This window comes from Microbacterium sp. EST19A (assembly GCF_019969685.1).
GTDB lineage: Bacteria > Actinomycetota > Actinomycetes > Actinomycetales > Microbacteriaceae > Microbacterium.
In genome coordinates this window covers 658,301-673,780 of sequence record NZ_JAHXYZ010000002.1, presented here as the reverse complement: position 1 = coordinate 673,780, position 15,480 = coordinate 658,301, and the positions used below count along the sequence as shown (strand labels likewise).

Below are 15,480 nucleotides of genomic sequence, written 5' to 3'. Positions count from 1 at the left end.
AGGAAGAAGTGACATGAAGTTCTATGCACGAAGAATCGGGTTCTACGCGTTCACGCTCTGGGCCGCGATCTCCATCAACTTCCTGCTTCCCCGTCTCATGCCGGGGAACCCCGCTGACATCATGATCGCCAAGATGCAGCGGGCCGGCGGTGAGATCTCCGAGACCACCATCCGGAACATCAAGCTGCTGCTCGGCGGCGACGATTCCTCCCTATGGGAGCAGTACCTCGCCTACTGGGGTCGCATGTTCCAGGGCGACCTCGGGGTCTCGGTGACGAAGTTCCCCACTCCGGTGACGGAGCTGATCGCCGGCGCGATCCCGTGGACCCTGGTCCTCGTGGGGACGACGACGATCATCTCGTTCATCCTCGGCATCGTGCTCGGCGCCTGGGCGGGGTGGAAGCGCGGAACCTGGGTCGATCATCTGATCCCGGCGACGACCGTGCTCCAGTCGATCCCCTATTTCTGGATGGCTCTGATCCTCGTCGCGGTGTTCGCGGTCGGGCTGGGCTGGTTCCCGCTCTTCGGCGGGTACGACGTCTTCGACTTCCCGAACGGTCCGGAGCCGACCTGGGCGTTCCTCTCCGATGCGTTCGCCCACTCGATCCTCCCTGCGCTCACGATCGTGATCAGCTCGGTCGGCGGCTGGATGTTCGGAATGCGCAACATGATGGTCGCCACCCTCGCGGAGGACTACGTCCTGACCGCCGAGGCGAAGGGACTCCGTCCGCGGCGCATCATGACGACGTACGCGGCCCGCAACGCCGCGATCCCGTCGATCGCCGGCTTCTCGATCACCCTGGGCTTCGTCGTGGCGGGCTCGATCGTGATGGAGCAGGTGTTCACCTACCCCGGCATCGGCAAGCTGATGTTCCAGGCCGTGACCAACAACGACTACTCGCTGATGCAGGGTCTGTTCCTCGTCATCACCATCACGGTGCTCGCCGCCAACTTCTTCATGGACCTCGTCTATGGCTTCATCGACCCGAGGGCTCGCCAGAATGTCTGATCCGCAGAACACCGCCGGGCTCCTGACCGTCGAGGAGACGCCGATGACCGCGCCCGCCAGCACGGTCTCGCTCGCCACCCAGCAGGGCCGCAAGCGCCGGGTGCTTCCCAGCACCTCGCCGAAGTTCATCGTCGGCTCGATCCTCGTGCTCGTGATCGTGCTGTTCGCGATCATCGCGCCGATCTTCTCGCAGGACCCGCGCAGCACCGCGAACCCGGCCCTGCAGCCGCCGTCGGCGGAGCACTGGCTCGGCACGACCAAGCTCGGCAACGACATGTTCGCCCAGCTCGCGATCGGCGCCCAGGGCTCCCTGCTCATCGGCGTCGTCGCCGGCGGCATCGCGATCGTGCTGTCTCTCATCTTCGGCGTGCTCGCCGGGTACCTCGGCGGCTGGCGCGAGGATGCGCTCGCCCTCCTCACGAACGTCATGATCGTGATCCCCGGACTCCCGCTGGTCATGGTGATCGCCTCGTTCGTGCCGCAGCGCAGCTGGCAGCTCGTGGCCTTCGTGCTCGGCATCACCTCCTGGGCGGGTGCGGCGTACGTGCTGCGCCTCCAGACCCGATCGCTGCGCACCCGCGACTACGTGTACGCGGCGAAGGTCGCGGGCGAGCGCTCGTTCCGGGTGATCCTCGTCGAGATCATGCCGAACCTGCTGCCGCTGCTGACGGCGCAGTTCCTCTTCGCGATCATCTTCGCGATCCTCGGAGAGGCCGGCCTCTCGTACCTCGGGCTCGGACCGAACTCGTCGATCACGTGGGGCTCGATCCTCAACGACGCGCAGTCGGGTCAGGCGCTCGGCCGCGGAGCATGGTGGTGGTTCGTGCCACCCGGCCTCATGATCGCCGTCCTCGGCGCAGGCCTCGCGCTCATCAACTTCGCGATCGACGAGGTCATCAACCCGAAGCTCCGCAATGCGCCGGATGCTGCCCGGCGTGTGCGCAAGGCCGCCAAGATCAAGGGGGTCACCGCATGAGCGAGGCTGTGTTGACGGCGACGAATGTGTCGATCGAGTATGAGGTCGATCCGCCGGTGAAAGCGGTGCGTAACGTCTCGCTGACGTTGCATCGGGGCGAGATCCTGGGGTTGGCGGGTGAGTCGGGCTGCGGGAAGACGACCCTCGCCTACGGCATGAACCGGCTGCTCAAGGCGCCGGCGCTGATGACCAGCGGTGAGATAGTGTTCCATGATCGCGACGGGCATGACATCGACATCGTGGGGTTGGATGGTGATGGTCTGCGGGCGTTCCGGTGGGACAAGATCTCGATGGTGTTCCAGGGGGCGATGAACTCGCTCAACCCGGTGATCGATGTGAAGGCGCAGATCTTCGACATCTTCGACACCCACCGCCCCGGCATGTCGCGCAAGGACAAGACCGCCCGCGCCGAAGAGCTGCTGACACTGGTGGGGGTGGATCCGTCCCGGTTGACGAGTTTCCCGCATGAGTTGTCGGGTGGGATGCGGCAGCGGATGATGATCGCGATGGCGTTGGCGTTGGATCCGCAGGTGATGATCATGGACGAGCCGACCACGGCGTTGGATGTGGTGGTGCAGCGGGGCATCATCCGGGAGATCATGCGCCTGCGCGAGCGGTTGGGGTTCGCGGTCATCTTCATCACGCATGATCTGCCGATGTTGATCGAGATCAGTGATCGGATCGCGGTGATGTTGCAGGGGGAGATCGTGGAGCAGGGGACGGCGGAGGAGATCTACCGGTCCCCGCAGCACGCGTATACGAAGAAGCTGCTGTCGAGTTTCCCGTCGCTGAAGGGTGATCGGGGCGATTTCGTCCGCACGGGCGTGAGCCAGGAGGGCAGCCGATGAGCGTTCAGATGGATGCCGTGCGTGGCACGGGCACGTTGGAGGCACGGAACCTGACCAAGGACTTCCACCTGCGCTCCGGGTTCAAGACCACCACCCTGCATGCGGTGAAGGACGTGTCGTTCACGTTGGCGCCGGGGCGCACGGTCGCGCTGGTGGGGGAGTCCGGGTCGGGGAAGTCGACGATCGCGCGGATGCTGATGAAGCTGGAGACCCCCACGAGCGGGGACATCCTCCTCGACGGTGCTCCGTCCGGCACGCGCGGCCGGGCGTTGGAGCGGTATCGGTCGGATGTGCAGATGGTGTTCCAGGACCCGTTCGCGTCGTTGAACCCGTTCCACACGATCGTGCATCACCTGGAGCGGCCGATCCGGCTGCATCACCCCAAGCTCAGCAGCGCGGACGTGCGTGCGCGTGCGGTGGAGTTGTTGGAGCGGGTGCGGCTCACGCCGGGGGAGAGCTTCGCGGAACGTCGCCCGCACGAGCTGTCCGGTGGGCAGCGGCAGCGTGTCGCGATCGCCCGTGCCCTCGCTCCGGGGGCACGGTTCATCGTGGCCGATGAGCCGGTGTCGATGCTCGACGTGTCGATCCGGCTCGGGGTGCTCAACCTGCTCGCCGAACTGCAACGCGAGGAGAACCTCGGCGTCCTCTACATCACCCACGACCTCGCGACAGCCCGACACTTCTCCGACGAGATCATGGTCCTCTACAAGGGCGATGTCGTCGAACGCGGCCCCGCGGACGAGGTCATCCTCAACCCGCAACACGACTACACCAAGACCCTCCTCGGTGCCGCACCCGAACCCGACAACCTCGGTCGCCTCCGCGACGAAGTCCGCGCCGAACTCGGCATCGTCGGCTGACAGCATTCGTTCGGGTCGCAGTTCTTGTCGCCGGCATCCGTTCCGGTCGCGCTTCTTGCCGCCTCGCGACGCTCGAGACGGCAGAAACTGCGACCGGAACGCGCCCTCGCCCGCGCAGTGCTCGGGCTAGACTGAACCCCACAACTGAAGACAGGCCGAATGACCCCCGCGGGAGAGCCCCGGCGAACGCAGCCGGGCACCGAAGGAGCAAGCCTCCCCGCCAATCTCTCAGGTAACGCGTACCGCGCGGTTCCGGCCACTCTGAAAAGCGATTTCGAGCGAAGCGAGAAATCCGCCGACGGTGAAAGCCCCCCAGCGCGGGCGAAGCTCTCAGGCCCATGACAGAGGGGGAGTTCCGAGGAACGTCGATGACGCCGTTCCGCCCGATCCAGCCCGGGAGAACTCCATGTCCGACCCCCGCTACACCCCGCTGCGCGAACGCCACGAGGCGCTCGGAGCATCGTTCACCGACTTCGGCGGCTGGCAGATGCCGGTGCGCTACACGTCCGACCTGGCCGAGCACCACGCTGTCCGTCAGGCTGCCGGGATCTTCGACATCTCGCACATGGCGGAGTTCCTCGTCACCGGTGAGAGCTCGGCTGCGTTCCTCGACTACGCGCTCGCGGGTCGCCTCTCCACGATGGCCGTGGGCAAGGCGAAGTACTCGCTGATCCTGTCGGAGTCCGGGGGGATCGTCGACGACGTGATCGTCTACCGCCTCGCGGAGGATCGCTACCTGGTGATCGCGAACGCCGGGAACCGCGGATTCGTCGACGCGGCCTTCGCCTCGCGCGTCCGGTCGTTCCCCTCCCTGATCGAGCGTGAGGGCCCGGCCCGCGCCGAGGGCGAGGAGCGCAGCTTCGCCGGCTTCCTGGGCGACCGCGGCGTCGACGTCGAGGACGTGTCGGACTCGTACGCGCTGATCGCGGTCCAGGGACCGACGGCCGAGGCCATCGTCTCCGCCACCGAGGGCATCACCGACCTCGGCACGCCCTGGGCCGAGCAGAAGTACTACGCCTGGGCCGATGCTCTCTTCCTCGGCGAACCGCTGTTGATCGCTCGCACGGGCTACACGGGCGAGGACGGCTTCGAGCTCCTCGTTCGCGCCGAGGATGCGGCCGCCCTCTGGGATGCGCTCGTCGTCGCCGGTGCCGCGCACGGTCTCGTCCCGGCCGGCCTCGCGGCGCGTGACACGCTGCGGCTCGAGGCAGGTATGCCCCTCTATGGGCACGAGTTGAACCTGGAGACGAAGCCCGTGCAGGCCGGACTCGGGCGCGTCGTGGTGTCCGACAAGGACAGCTTCATCGGAAAGGATGCCGTCGGCGCGGCATCCGATGCCCCGGTGCTCGTCGGACTCGTCGCCGAAGGAAAACGCGCCGGACGCGCCGGCTACGCCGTGGTCGATGCCGACGGCACGGCGCTCGGCGAGATCACCAGCGGCGCCCTCAGCCCCACCCTCGGCCACCCCATCGCGATGGCCTACGTCGATCCTTCTTCCGCTGAAGAGGGAACCGCAGTATTCCTTGATGTGCGGGGGACCAAGATCCCCGCGACCGTGACCGCTCTGCCTTTCTACCGGAGGACCAAATGACCGACCTCAGCGCACTGAAGTACACCGACGAGCACGAGTGGATCGCGGCTGACGGTGGCACGATCACCGTCGGCATCACCGACTACGCGGCCGAGAAGCTCGGTGACGTCGTCTTCGTCGAGCTCCCCGCTGTCGGCACCGAGCTCACCGCCGGCGCGGTCGTCGGCGAGATCGAGTCGACGAAGTCCGTCGGAGAGCTCTACGCCCCGGTCGCCGGCACGGTCGTCGAGATCAACGACGCGGTCGTGGACGACCCTTCGCTCGTGAATGCCGAGCCCTTCGAGGGCGGCTGGCTGATCAAGGTCTCGGTCGCCGACGGAGCGCTCGACGGCCTGCTCGACCGCGATGCGTACGTCGCACTGACGGAGGGCTGATCCACCCGTGGTCTCTTTCGCCGATCGTCACATCGGACCCACCGAAGCCGCACAGCGCACGATGCTGGACGCGCTCGGCATCCACCCTTCGACAAGCTCAGGGACCGAGCAGGCGGGAGACGCCGTCGAGGCGCTGATGCGCCAGGCCGTGCCGTCCTCGATCTTCACCGGACCGTCGGGCGCCCTCGACTCCACGATCCCGGCAGCGGCGAGTGAGACCGAGGCGCTGGCGGAACTGCGCAGCCTCGCGTCGCGCAACGCGGTGAACCGGCCGATGATCGGCCTGGGCTACTACGGCACGATCACGCCGCAGGTGATCCAGCGCAACGTGCTGGAGAACCCGTCCTGGTACACGGCGTACACGCCCTACCAGCCGGAGATCTCGCAGGGCCGTCTGGAGGCGCTCATCAACTTCCAGACGATGGTCGCCGAGCTCACCGGGCTCACGACGGCCAACGCCTCTATGCTCGACGAGTCCACGGCGGTCGTCGAGGGCATGCTGCTCGCCCGACGGGGCTCCAAGTCGGCGTCGAACGTGTTCGCGGTCGACGCCGACGCATTCCCGCAGACGAAGGCCCTGCTGGCGACCCGAGCGGATGCCGTCGGCATCGAGCTCATGCCGGTCGACTTCGCGGCCGGCGGAGAGCTGCCGGCCGAGCTGTTCGGCGTCTTCGTGCAGTACCCGGGCGCGTCCGGACGGGTCTGGGATCCGTCGGCGGTCATCGACGCCGCACACCTGGCCGGCGGCCTTGCCGTGGTCGCCGCCGACCTGCTCGCCCTCACGCTGATCGCGTCGCCCGGCTCGCTGGGCGCGGATGTCGCGGTCGGCACGACGCAGCGCTTCGGGGTGCCGATGGGCTTCGGCGGTCCGCACGCCGGGTACATGGCCGTGCGCGCCGGCCTCGAACGGCAGCTGCCCGGACGCCTCGTCGGTGTCTCGGTCGACGCCGACGGCAAGCCCGCCTACCGGCTCTCGCTGCAGACCCGCGAGCAGCACATCCGCCGCGAGAAGGCGACGTCGAACATCTGCACCGCTCAGGTGCTGCTCGCCGTCATGGCGGCGATGTACGCGGTCTACCACGGGCCTGACGGGCTCAAGGCGATCGCCTCGGACGTCGCGACGAAGGCCGCGCTGCTGCGCGACTGGCTCGTCGAGGCGGGAGCAGACGTCGTGCACGACGCGTTCTTCGACACCGTCTCCGTGCGCGTGCCGGGCCGCGCGGCCGAGCATCAGGCGCAGGCGCACCAGGGGCACGGCATCCTCATCCACGCGGCGGATGCCGACACGATCAGCTTCGCCGTCGATGAGACGACGACGATCTCCGAGCTGCATCAGCTCGCCCAGGTGTTCGGCGGCACGCAGGAGCGGGTGTTCGGAGTCGTCGACCGGCATGATGCGCTCCCCGCGCAGCTGCACCGTCAGGACGAGTATCTGACCCATCCGGTCTTCCACGCGCACCGCAGCGAGACCGCGATGATGCGCTACCTCAAGAGCCTCGCCGACCGCGACTACGCGCTCGACCGCGGCATGATCCCGCTCGGGTCCTGCACGATGAAGCTCAACGCCGCGACCGAGATGGCCGCGATCACGTGGCCCGAGTTCGCCGGCATCCACCCGTTCGCTCCGGCATCCGACGTGCAGGGCTATCTCGATCTCATCGAGCAGCTCGAGGGCTGGCTCGCCGAGGTCACCGGGTACGACGCCGTCTCGCTGCAGCCCAACGCGGGCTCGCAGGGCGAGTTGGCCGGCCTCCTGGCGATCCGCGGCTACCACCTCGCGAACGGCGACGAGCAGCGCACCGTGTGCCTGATCCCGTCGTCGGCGCACGGCACCAACGCCGCGTCCGCGGTGCTCGCGGGCATGAAGGTCGTCGTCGTGGCCTGCGACGAGCTCGGCAACGTCGACCTCGACGACCTCCGCGCGAAGATCGCCGCGCACGCCGACTCCCTGTCCGCTCTGATGATCACCTACCCGTCCACGCACGGCGTGTACGAGCACGACGTCGTGGAGATCACGTCCGCAGTGCATGACGCGGGCGGACAGGTCTACGTCGACGGCGCCAACCTCAACGCGCTGCTCGGCTACGCGCGCTTCGGTGACCTCGGAGGCGACGTCTCGCACCTCAACCTGCACAAGACGTTCGCGATCCCGCACGGCGGCGGCGGACCCGGCGTCGGCCCTGTCGCCGCGAAGGCGCACCTGGCCCCGTTCCTGCCGTCGCATCCGCTCGCGCAGCGCGCCGAGCACTTCGGCGGGTTCACCTTCGAGGGCGGTGCGGTCTCGGCGGCGCCCTACGGCTCCGCCGGCATCCTGCCGATCTCCTGGGCGTACGTGCGGATGATGGGGGCTGACGGCCTCCGCCGCGCGACCTCGGCCGCGGTGCTCTCGGCGAACTACATCGCCGAGCGCCTCCGCGAGCACTACCCGGTGCTCTACACGGGCGAGAACGGCCGGGTCGCGCACGAGTGCATCCTCGACCTCCGTCCGCTCAAGGAGGCCACGGGCATCACGGTCGACGATGTCGCCAAACGCCTGATCGACTACGGCTTCCACGCGCCGACCATGTCGTTCCCGGTCGCGGGCACCCTCATGGTCGAGCCGACCGAGTCGGAGGACCTCGGCGAGATCGAGCGCTTCATCGAGGCCATGATCATGATCAAGGCGGAAGCGGATGCCGTCGCCGCAGGGCGCTGGCCGGCCGACGACAACCCTCTCGTGCATGCGCCGCACACCGCGGTGTCGCTGATCGCGGGGGAGTGGAGCCACGCCTACACCCGGGAGGACGCCGCGTACCCCGTGCACGCGCTCGTCGCCGGGAAGTACTGGCCTCCCGTGCGACGCATCGATCAGGCCTACGGAGACCGCAATCTCGTCTGCGCCTGCCCGCCCGTGGAGGCCTTCGCCTGACACCGGCGCACTGATCCGAACGGAGTCGCGCTCCTCGCCGGGGAGCGCGGCTTCGTCGCGTCTTTCCGGGGGTGTTTCACGGATGTTACGTATGGTCACCACTCAGTAACAGTTCGTTAGCTGAGTGCAGCCGGGCGGTCATCCGCGGGTTACGCTCGACTATCCCTGCGTGCCCGATGATGCGTGCGCAGACTCAGTACTGTCCACAGGAGGACGCAAAGTGAAAAGAAACAGGATTGCCCTCGCGGGCGCCGCATTGCTCGCCATCGGCGCCATGGCGCTGGCCGGTTGTGCCGGAGGAACCGACGACACCGCGGACGAAGGATCGACCGGATCGTCTTCGGCCATCATCTCCGCCAACGGCGGCGAGCCGGAGAACGCGCTGATCCCGACCAACACGAACGAGGTCAACGGCGGCAAGATCCTCGACTCCGTCTTCGCGGGCCTCGCGTTCTACGACGGCGACGGAGCCCTCGTCAACGACATGGCCGAGTCCATCACGGTCGATGCCCCCAACAAGGTCACCGTGAAGCTGAAGGAGGGCAACAAGTTCACCAACGGTGAAGATGTCGTCGCCCATAACTTCATCGACGCGTGGAACTACGGCGCACAGCTCTCCAACGCACAGCTGAACCAGTCCTGGTTCGCCGACATCGTCGGCTTCAACCCGGACGCGGACTCTGAGCTCACCGGCCTCACCGAGGTCGACGACCAGACCTTCACGATCGACCTGAGCAGCGACGTCGCGTCCGACTTCGTGACCCGTCTCGGCTACTCCGCGTTCTACCCGCTGCCCGACGTGGCGTTCGAGGACATGGAAGCCTTCGGCGAGAACCCGATCGGCAACGGCCCGTACATGCTCGCGAGCGAGGGTGCGTGGCAGCACGACGTGCAGATCGACCTGGTCAAGAACGAGGACTACAAGGGTGAGCGCGTCGCGCAGAACGGCGGCCTCACGCTGAAGTTCTACACCGCTCCTGAGGGCGCGTACGCCGACCTCCAGGGTGGCAACATCGACGTCATCGACCAGATCCCCGAGAGCTCGCTCCCGGTGTTCGAGGACGAGCTCGGCGATCGTGCGACCAACCAGCCGGCGGCGATCTTCCAGTCGTTCACCATCGGCGGACAGCTCGCGCACTTCTCCGGCGAGGAGGGCACGCTGCGTCGTCAGGCGATCTCGATGGCCATCAACCGCGACGAGATCACCGACAAGATCTTCGCGGGCACCCGTACCCCCGCCAGCGACTTCACCACCCCGGTGATCGACGGCTGGAGCGACAGCGTTCCCGGATCCGACGTGCTCAAGTACGACCCGGAGAAGGCGAAGGAGCTGTGGGCTGAGGCCGACGCCATCTCGCCGTGGTCCGGCACGTTCCAGATCGCGTACAACTCCGATGGCGGACACCAGGTGTGGGTCGACGCGGTCTCGAACTCGCTGAAGAACACGCTCGGCATCGACGCATCGGGTGCACCGTACGTCGACCTCGCCACGCTGCGCGCAGCGGTCAACGCCCGGGACGACGCGGGCAACCGCACGATCCAGACGGCGAACCGTTCCGGATGGCAGGGCGACTACCCGGCGGTGTACAACTTCCTCCAGCCGCTGTACGGCACGGGCGCGTCGTCGAACGATGGCGACTACTCGAACCCCGAGGTCGACGCACTGCTGGCCGAGGGTGCGGCGGCGACCAGCGCCGACGACGCCAACGCGGCGTACGAGAAGGTCCAGGAGATCCTGTTCAAGGACCTCCCCGTGATCCCGCTCTGGTACCAGAACTCCATCGGCGGTTTCGGTGAGAACGTGGACAACGTCACCGTCGGCTGGAACTCTGTTCCGCTCTACTACCAGATCACGAAGGCCGAGTAGGCTCCAGGAGTGATCGACAGCGAGGCGGTGGCGACGACGTCACCGCCTCGCGTCGTGCGCTCCGGCTGATTCCCTCTCCACGAAAGGAGTAAGGATGCTCGCCTATACCCTGCGGCGACTTCTGCAGCTGATCCCGGTCTTCTTCGGCGCCACGCTGCTCATCTATGCGCTCGTGTTCCTCATGCCGGGCGACCCCATCGCGGCGCTCTTCGGCGACAAGCCGCCGAGCCCGCAACTGCTCGCGACGATCCGCGCGCAGTATCACCTGGACGACCCTTTCCTCGTCCAGTACTTCTACTACATCACCGGCGTCTTCCAGGGCGACATGGGGAACACCTTCTCGGGCGAGTCCGTGAGCACCGTGCTCTCGCGCACTCTCCCGATCACGGGACGACTGGCTCTCATGGCGATCGCGATCGAGTTCACGCTCGCGATCATCATCGGCACCCTGTCGGCCCTGCGCAAGGGCAAGTTCTTCGATCACATCTCCCTGATCATCTCGCTGGTGTTCCTGTCGATGCCGATCTTCGTGGTCGCCTTCCTCGCCCAGTACTTCTTCGCCATACAGCTCGGGTGGTTCCGCCCGACCGTGGGCGGTCAGAACAACTGGGGCGATCTGTGGCTGCCCGCGATCGTGCTCGGACTGAGCCTGTACGCGACGAGCATGCGCCTGATGCGCGGCTCCGTTCTCGACACTCTGAATCAGGACTGGGTGCGAACCGCCTACGGCAAGGGCCTTTCGCGCAGCCGCGTGATCCCCGTGCACGTGCTGCGCAACTCCCTCATCCCGGTGATCACCAACTCCGCGACGAACTTCGGGGTGCTCCTCGTCGGAGCGACCGTGACGGAGTACATCTTCAACATTCCCGGTGTGGGGCAGACCCTGTTCCAGGCGACGCTGCGACACGAGGGCCCGACCATCGTGTCCTTCGTGACGGTGTTCGTCATCATCTACGTTCTCGTCAACCTGCTCGTGGACCTGCTCTACGGGCTGCTCGACCCGAGGATCCGCTATGTCAAGTGACCGTCCCACCCACTACGTCGCTCCGGTGGTGGCCGAACAGCCGCCGACGGATGCCATCCACGTCAAGGGCAAACCCGCCAGTCTCTGGCGGGATGCCTGGACCGACCTCCGACGACGCCCGTCGTTCTGGATCTCGCTCGGAATCGTCTTCATCATCCTGGTGATGGCCTTCTGGCCGACGCTGTTCACCCAGACCCCGCCGAACAACCAGTGCGAGCTCGCGAACTCCAATGCGGGTCCCGCGGCCGGGCATCCGCTCGGCTACACGTTCCAGGGCTGCGACATCTGGTCGCGCATCGTCTGGGGATCGCGCACGTCGATCAGCGTCGGTCTTCTCGCGACCATCATCAGCTCCACGCTGGGCCTGATCATGGGAGCATTCGCCGGCTACTACGGCGGCTGGCTCGACGCGGTTCTCTCCCGCGTCGGCGACATCTTCTTCTCGATCCCCTACATCCTCGCGGCTGTCGTCGTGATGACGGTGTTCGCCCAGTACCGCAACGTCCTGACCCTCGCTCTCGCCATCGGCGGGTTCGCATGGGCGGCGACGGCGCGTGTCGTCCGGGCGGAAGTGCTCCGGGTGAAGCAGGCGGACTTCGTGATGGCATCGGCCGCGCTCGGCAAGTCGCGCTTCGGCACGCTTCTGTCGCACGTGATCCCGAACGCCTTCGCTCCGCTCCTCGTGCTGGCGACGCTGGCCCTCGCCGGCGGTATCGTCGCCGAGGCCACGCTGAGCTTCCTCGGTGTCGGGCTCGGAAGCGACGTCATGTCGTGGGGCAATGACATCAGTCAGGCGCAGCGGTCATTGCGTGTCGCGCCGATGGCACTGATCTATCCGTCGATCGCGCTCACCATCACCGTGCTCGCGTTCATCCTCCTGGGTGAGCTCATCCGAGACGCCCTCGACCCGAGGGCGAGGGCACGCCGATGAGCGAATCGATGGCAACACCGCTGCTGAGCGTCCGCGACCTCTCGGTCGCGTTCAACACGCAGAAGGGCACACGCGAGGTCCTGCACGGGATCAGCTTCGATGTGATGGCTGGCGAGACCGTCGCCATCGTCGGAGAGTCCGGTTCGGGCAAGTCGACGGCCGCGACGTCGATCATCAAGCTCCTTGCGGGGAACGGCCGGATCACCTCCGGCAGCATCACGCTCGAGGGGCAGGAGCTCACCACTCTCTCCGAGCGGGAGATGGAGCGGGTGCGCGGCAAGGCGATCGGCTATGTGCCGCAGGACCCGATGTCGAACCTCAACCCGGTGTGGAGCATCGGCTTCCAGGTCGAGGAGGCCGTTCGTGCGAACGGTCTCGCTCAAGGCCGCGCCGCCGTCCGCGCGCGCGCGATCGAGGTGCTCCAGCAGGCAGGACTGGCCGACGCCGCCAAGCGGCTTCGGCAGTTCCCGCATCAGTTCTCCGGCGGAATGCGCCAGCGCGCGCTCATCGGCATCGGATTGGCTGCAGACCCGCAGCTGCTGATCGCAGACGAGCCGACGTCGGCGCTCGACGTCACCGTGCAGCGCGTGATCCTCGACCACATGGCGAGCCTGACGCGCGACCGAGGCACCTCCATGCTGCTCATCACTCACGACCTCGGCCTCGCGGCGGAGCGTGCGGAGCGGCTGATCGTGATGCAGAACGGCGAGATCGTCGAGTCGGGGCCGAGCAGGGACATCCTGCAGAACCCGCAGCATCCGTACACGAAGCGCCTCGTCGCCGCGGCGCCGAGTGTGGCGTCGCAGCGGATCCAGGCCGTCGTCGAGGACCGCGGCGTGGAGACGCTCGAGGACCTCGCCGACATCCCGCCGACGGTGCGCGTCTCCGCACTCACCAAGGACTACCGCATCCGTCAGGGTGGTTTCCGCAGTGAGCAGTTCCGTGCGGTCGACGACGTCTCCTTCGAGATCCCTCGGGGCAAGACGCTGGCACTGGTCGGCGAGTCGGGATCGGGCAAGTCGACCGTGGCGAAGATGGTGCTCAAGCTGGAGGACCCCACGTCCGGCACGATCGAGATCGACGGCATGGATGTGTCCGGGTTCTCCCGTGCGCAGTCGTTCGGACTCCGTCGTCGGATGCAGCCGGTCTTCCAGGATCCCTACGGATCGCTCGATCCGCTGCGGAACCTCGAGAACACGATCGCCGAGCCCCTGGAGATCCATGGGGTCGGCGACCGTGCATCCCGTCGTGAGCGCGTCCGCGAGCTGCTCGATCAGGTGTCGCTGCCGCAGGACCTGGCGACCCGCTACCCGAGCGAGCTCTCGGGCGGACAGCGTCAGCGTGTCGCGATCGCCCGGGCGCTCGCGCTCAAGCCCGACATCGTCGTGCTCGACGAGGCGGTCTCGGCTCTGGACGTGCTCGTGCAGGCGCAGATCCTGAAGCTCCTCGCGGACCTTCAGACCGAGCTCGGCCTGACGTACCTGTTCATCACGCACGACCTCGCCGTCGTGCGCGTCTCCAGCGATCTCGTCTGCGTCATGGAGCGCGGCAAGGTCGTCGAGCAGGGCACGGTCGACGAGACCTTCGCCAACCCGAAGCAGGAGTACACGAGTCGTCTGCTCGAGGCGATCCCCGGTGCGACCATCCCTCTGGGCGGCATCTGATCGTGGCGTCTGGAACCTCACCTGAGGGCGTGCGGACGTTCCGCTCGCCCTCAGGGCCGGTCGTGATGGTCGGAGCGATCCTGCTGGCGCTCTTCCTCCTCGGCGACGCCGTCGTGCGCGGGGGATGGGCGCAGACGCTGTTGCTCGCGCCCTGGGTCCTGCTCGGGCTCTGGATCGTCTACGAGATCAGTTTCGTCTCGATGGTGCGCATCCACGATGACGGCGTCCTGGTGCAGAACATGCTGCGGCGCACGAGCTTCGGATGGAGTCGGGTGCGCGATGTCGACCTCCGCTGGCAGCTGGTCTTCTCGCTCGATGACGGTTCCGATGTCACCTCCTACGGCGGACCGGCGCACGCCCGACCTGTCCGAAGCAAGATGCGTGCGGATGACGAGGCCAAGGCCCCGGCGGCGCTGCGCGCGCTGACGGACATCCGGGACAGGTGGGAGTCCTCGGCCTCAGGGTCGGACTCGCCGATCCGACGCCAGTGGGACATCCCCGCGCTCGTCGGCCTCGGAGTGATCGCCGTCTGGGCTGTCGCCGCGATCCTCATCGCGAACGCCGGCTGACCGCGGCTCAGCCCGGCAGCCCGAACAGCTCGGGCCAGGTCGCCGCGGCCCACGGATAGCCGACGAACACCGTCGCGTCGATCAGGAAGTGCGCGACGAGGAACGGCAGCAGTCGCCCGCTGCGCTGGAAGAGCCAGCCGAACAGCAGGCCCATCGCGAGATTGCCGATGAACGCGCCGGGCCCCTGGTAGAGGTGATAGCTCGCCCGCAGCACCGAGGTGGACACGATGATGACCCACGGGCTCCAGCCGAGCTGCTTGAGCCGCACGAAGAGATACCCGAGCACGACGAACTCCTCCTGCAGGGAAGCCCGCGCGGCGGCGAGCAGGAGGACCGGTACGGTCCACCAGTAGGAGTCGAGGCCGGCGGGGTTCACGGCGACGAACAGCCCGAGAGCGCGTCCCACGATGTACAGGGCGAGGCCGGGGATCCCGATCGCGAGTACGAGCAGGATGCCGCGTCCGGCATCCGCCCCGACCTTCCGGCCGTCGAGTCCCAGCCGCTCCAGGTGCGGGCGGCGCGACTGCCAGAGCAGGAAGCACACGAGCAGCACGGGCACGAGCGAGAAGCCGATCGACAGGACCTGGTAGATGAGGTCGAAGATCTCGCGGTCGCTCCGTGAGGGATTGAGGGTCGCCGTCTGATCAGCGAGCGGGGTCTCGTCCGTGAGGCGATAGGCCAGCTGCACGATCGCGTAGACGGCGGACTGCCCGAGCCCGAGTGCGAGCACGATCGCGATCTCCCACCAGATCCGCGCGCGAGAGGGCGCAGGATCGTCGAAAAAGGCGGGTTCCTGGGCCGGTCGCAACGTCACGATCACGATGCTACGACCTCCGCTCAGGAACGAGCCCTGAGCTTG

Annotated in this window: 13 protein-coding genes and 1 riboswitch; of the genes, 12 read left to right on the top strand and 1 reads right to left on the bottom strand. The window is 67.2% G+C overall.

The features are described from left to right. Window positions 1-13: 13 nt before the first annotated feature. The 12 genes from LC452_RS13235 (at window position 14) to LC452_RS13180 (ending at window position 14,621) form a co-directional block, all read left to right on the top strand. Window positions 14-1,009, top strand: coding sequence for an ABC transporter permease (locus LC452_RS13235; protein WP_223626078.1), 996 nt, complete (start codon window positions 14-16; stop codon window positions 1,007-1,009). Then, window positions 1,002-1,985, top strand: coding sequence for an ABC transporter permease (locus LC452_RS13230; protein WP_223626077.1), 984 nt, complete (start codon window positions 1,002-1,004; stop codon window positions 1,983-1,985). Before LC452_RS13235 ends, LC452_RS13230 begins: the two co-directional genes overlap by 8 nt. Continuing rightward, entirely contained in the window at window positions 1,982-2,833 is an 852-nt protein-coding gene (locus LC452_RS13225; RefSeq protein ID WP_223626075.1) for an ABC transporter ATP-binding protein, read from the top strand. Before LC452_RS13230 ends, LC452_RS13225 begins: the two co-directional genes overlap by 4 nt. After that, window positions 2,830-3,693, top strand: a complete 864-nt coding sequence (locus LC452_RS13220) for an ABC transporter ATP-binding protein (protein ID WP_223626073.1) — start codon at window positions 2,830-2,832, stop codon at window positions 3,691-3,693. The genes LC452_RS13225 and LC452_RS13220 overlap by 4 nt, the downstream gene beginning before the upstream one ends. A 159-nt stretch (window positions 3,694-3,852) precedes the next feature. After that, window positions 3,853-3,948: riboswitch (glycine riboswitch) on the top strand. 151 nt (window positions 3,949-4,099) lie between these two features. Then, entirely contained in the window at window positions 4,100-5,284 is a 1,185-nt protein-coding gene (locus tag LC452_RS13215) for a glycine cleavage system aminomethyltransferase GcvT (RefSeq protein ID WP_223626071.1), read from the top strand. Further along, window positions 5,281-5,658 carry a glycine cleavage system protein GcvH gene (gcvH, locus tag LC452_RS13210; RefSeq protein WP_223626070.1) on the top strand — a complete coding sequence of 126 codons (378 nt, stop codon included), beginning with the start codon at window positions 5,281-5,283 and terminating at the stop codon, window positions 5,656-5,658. Before LC452_RS13215 ends, gcvH begins: the two co-directional genes overlap by 4 nt. A gap of 61 nt (window positions 5,659-5,719) precedes the next feature. After that, window positions 5,720-8,566, top strand: coding sequence for an aminomethyl-transferring glycine dehydrogenase (gene gcvP, locus LC452_RS13205; protein ID WP_374197779.1), 2,847 nt, complete (start codon window positions 5,720-5,722; stop codon window positions 8,564-8,566). A gap of 220 nt (window positions 8,567-8,786) precedes the next feature. After that, window positions 8,787-10,433 (top strand): ABC transporter substrate-binding protein, encoded by a 1,647-nt coding sequence (locus LC452_RS13200; RefSeq protein WP_223626066.1) that lies wholly within the window; start codon window positions 8,787-8,789, stop codon window positions 10,431-10,433. Window positions 10,434-10,527: 94 nt separating this feature from the next. Continuing rightward, window positions 10,528-11,457 carry an ABC transporter permease gene (locus LC452_RS13195; protein ID WP_223626064.1) on the top strand — a complete coding sequence of 310 codons (930 nt, stop codon included), beginning with the start codon at window positions 10,528-10,530 and terminating at the stop codon, window positions 11,455-11,457. Then, window positions 11,447-12,388, top strand: coding sequence for an ABC transporter permease (locus LC452_RS13190; protein ID WP_223626063.1), 942 nt, complete (start codon window positions 11,447-11,449; stop codon window positions 12,386-12,388). Before LC452_RS13195 ends, LC452_RS13190 begins: the two co-directional genes overlap by 11 nt. An 8-nt stretch (window positions 12,389-12,396) precedes the next feature. Further along, window positions 12,397-14,052: an ABC transporter ATP-binding protein gene (locus tag LC452_RS13185; protein WP_308116476.1), complete on the top strand. Its 1,656-nt coding sequence runs from the start codon at window positions 12,397-12,399 to the stop codon at window positions 14,050-14,052. Window positions 14,053-14,081: 29 nt separating this feature from the next. Further along, a complete protein-coding gene (locus tag LC452_RS13180) occupies window positions 14,082-14,621 on the top strand; it encodes a PH domain-containing protein (RefSeq protein ID WP_223626060.1) in 540 nt (179 codons plus the stop codon). A 7-nt stretch (window positions 14,622-14,628) separates the two neighbouring features. On the opposite strand, the gene LC452_RS13175 is transcribed toward LC452_RS13180, so the two are convergent. Continuing rightward, window positions 14,629-15,435: a CPBP family intramembrane glutamic endopeptidase gene (locus tag LC452_RS13175; RefSeq protein WP_223626058.1), complete on the bottom strand. Its 807-nt coding sequence runs from the start codon at window positions 15,433-15,435 to the stop codon at window positions 14,629-14,631. Window positions 15,436-15,480 lie beyond the last annotated feature (45 nt).

What these genes read in the sequence shown, in the direction of transcription:
- gcvP (WP_374197779.1), top strand. Translation starts at nt 5,720, where the DNA reads ATGCTGGACGCGCTCGGCATCCACCCTTCGACAAGCTCAGGGACCGAG.
- gcvH (WP_223626070.1), top strand. Translation starts at nt 5,281, where the DNA reads ATGACCGACCTCAGCGCACTGAAGTACACCGACGAGCACGAGTGGATC.
- LC452_RS13190 (WP_223626063.1), top strand. Translation starts at nt 11,447, where the DNA reads ATGTCAAGTGACCGTCCCACCCACTACGTCGCTCCGGTGGTGGCCGAA.
- LC452_RS13230 (WP_223626077.1), top strand. Translation starts at nt 1,002, where the DNA reads ATGTCTGATCCGCAGAACACCGCCGGGCTCCTGACCGTCGAGGAGACG.
- LC452_RS13185 (WP_308116476.1), top strand. Translation starts at nt 12,397, where the DNA reads ATGGCAACACCGCTGCTGAGCGTCCGCGACCTCTCGGTCGCGTTCAAC.
- LC452_RS13195 (WP_223626064.1), top strand. Translation starts at nt 10,528, where the DNA reads ATGCTCGCCTATACCCTGCGGCGACTTCTGCAGCTGATCCCGGTCTTC.
- LC452_RS13215 (WP_223626071.1), top strand. Translation starts at nt 4,100, where the DNA reads ATGTCCGACCCCCGCTACACCCCGCTGCGCGAACGCCACGAGGCGCTC.
- LC452_RS13220 (WP_223626073.1), top strand. Translation starts at nt 2,830, where the DNA reads ATGAGCGTTCAGATGGATGCCGTGCGTGGCACGGGCACGTTGGAGGCA.
- LC452_RS13235 (WP_223626078.1), top strand. Translation starts at nt 14, where the DNA reads ATGAAGTTCTATGCACGAAGAATCGGGTTCTACGCGTTCACGCTCTGG.
- LC452_RS13225 (WP_223626075.1), top strand. Translation starts at nt 1,982, where the DNA reads ATGAGCGAGGCTGTGTTGACGGCGACGAATGTGTCGATCGAGTATGAG.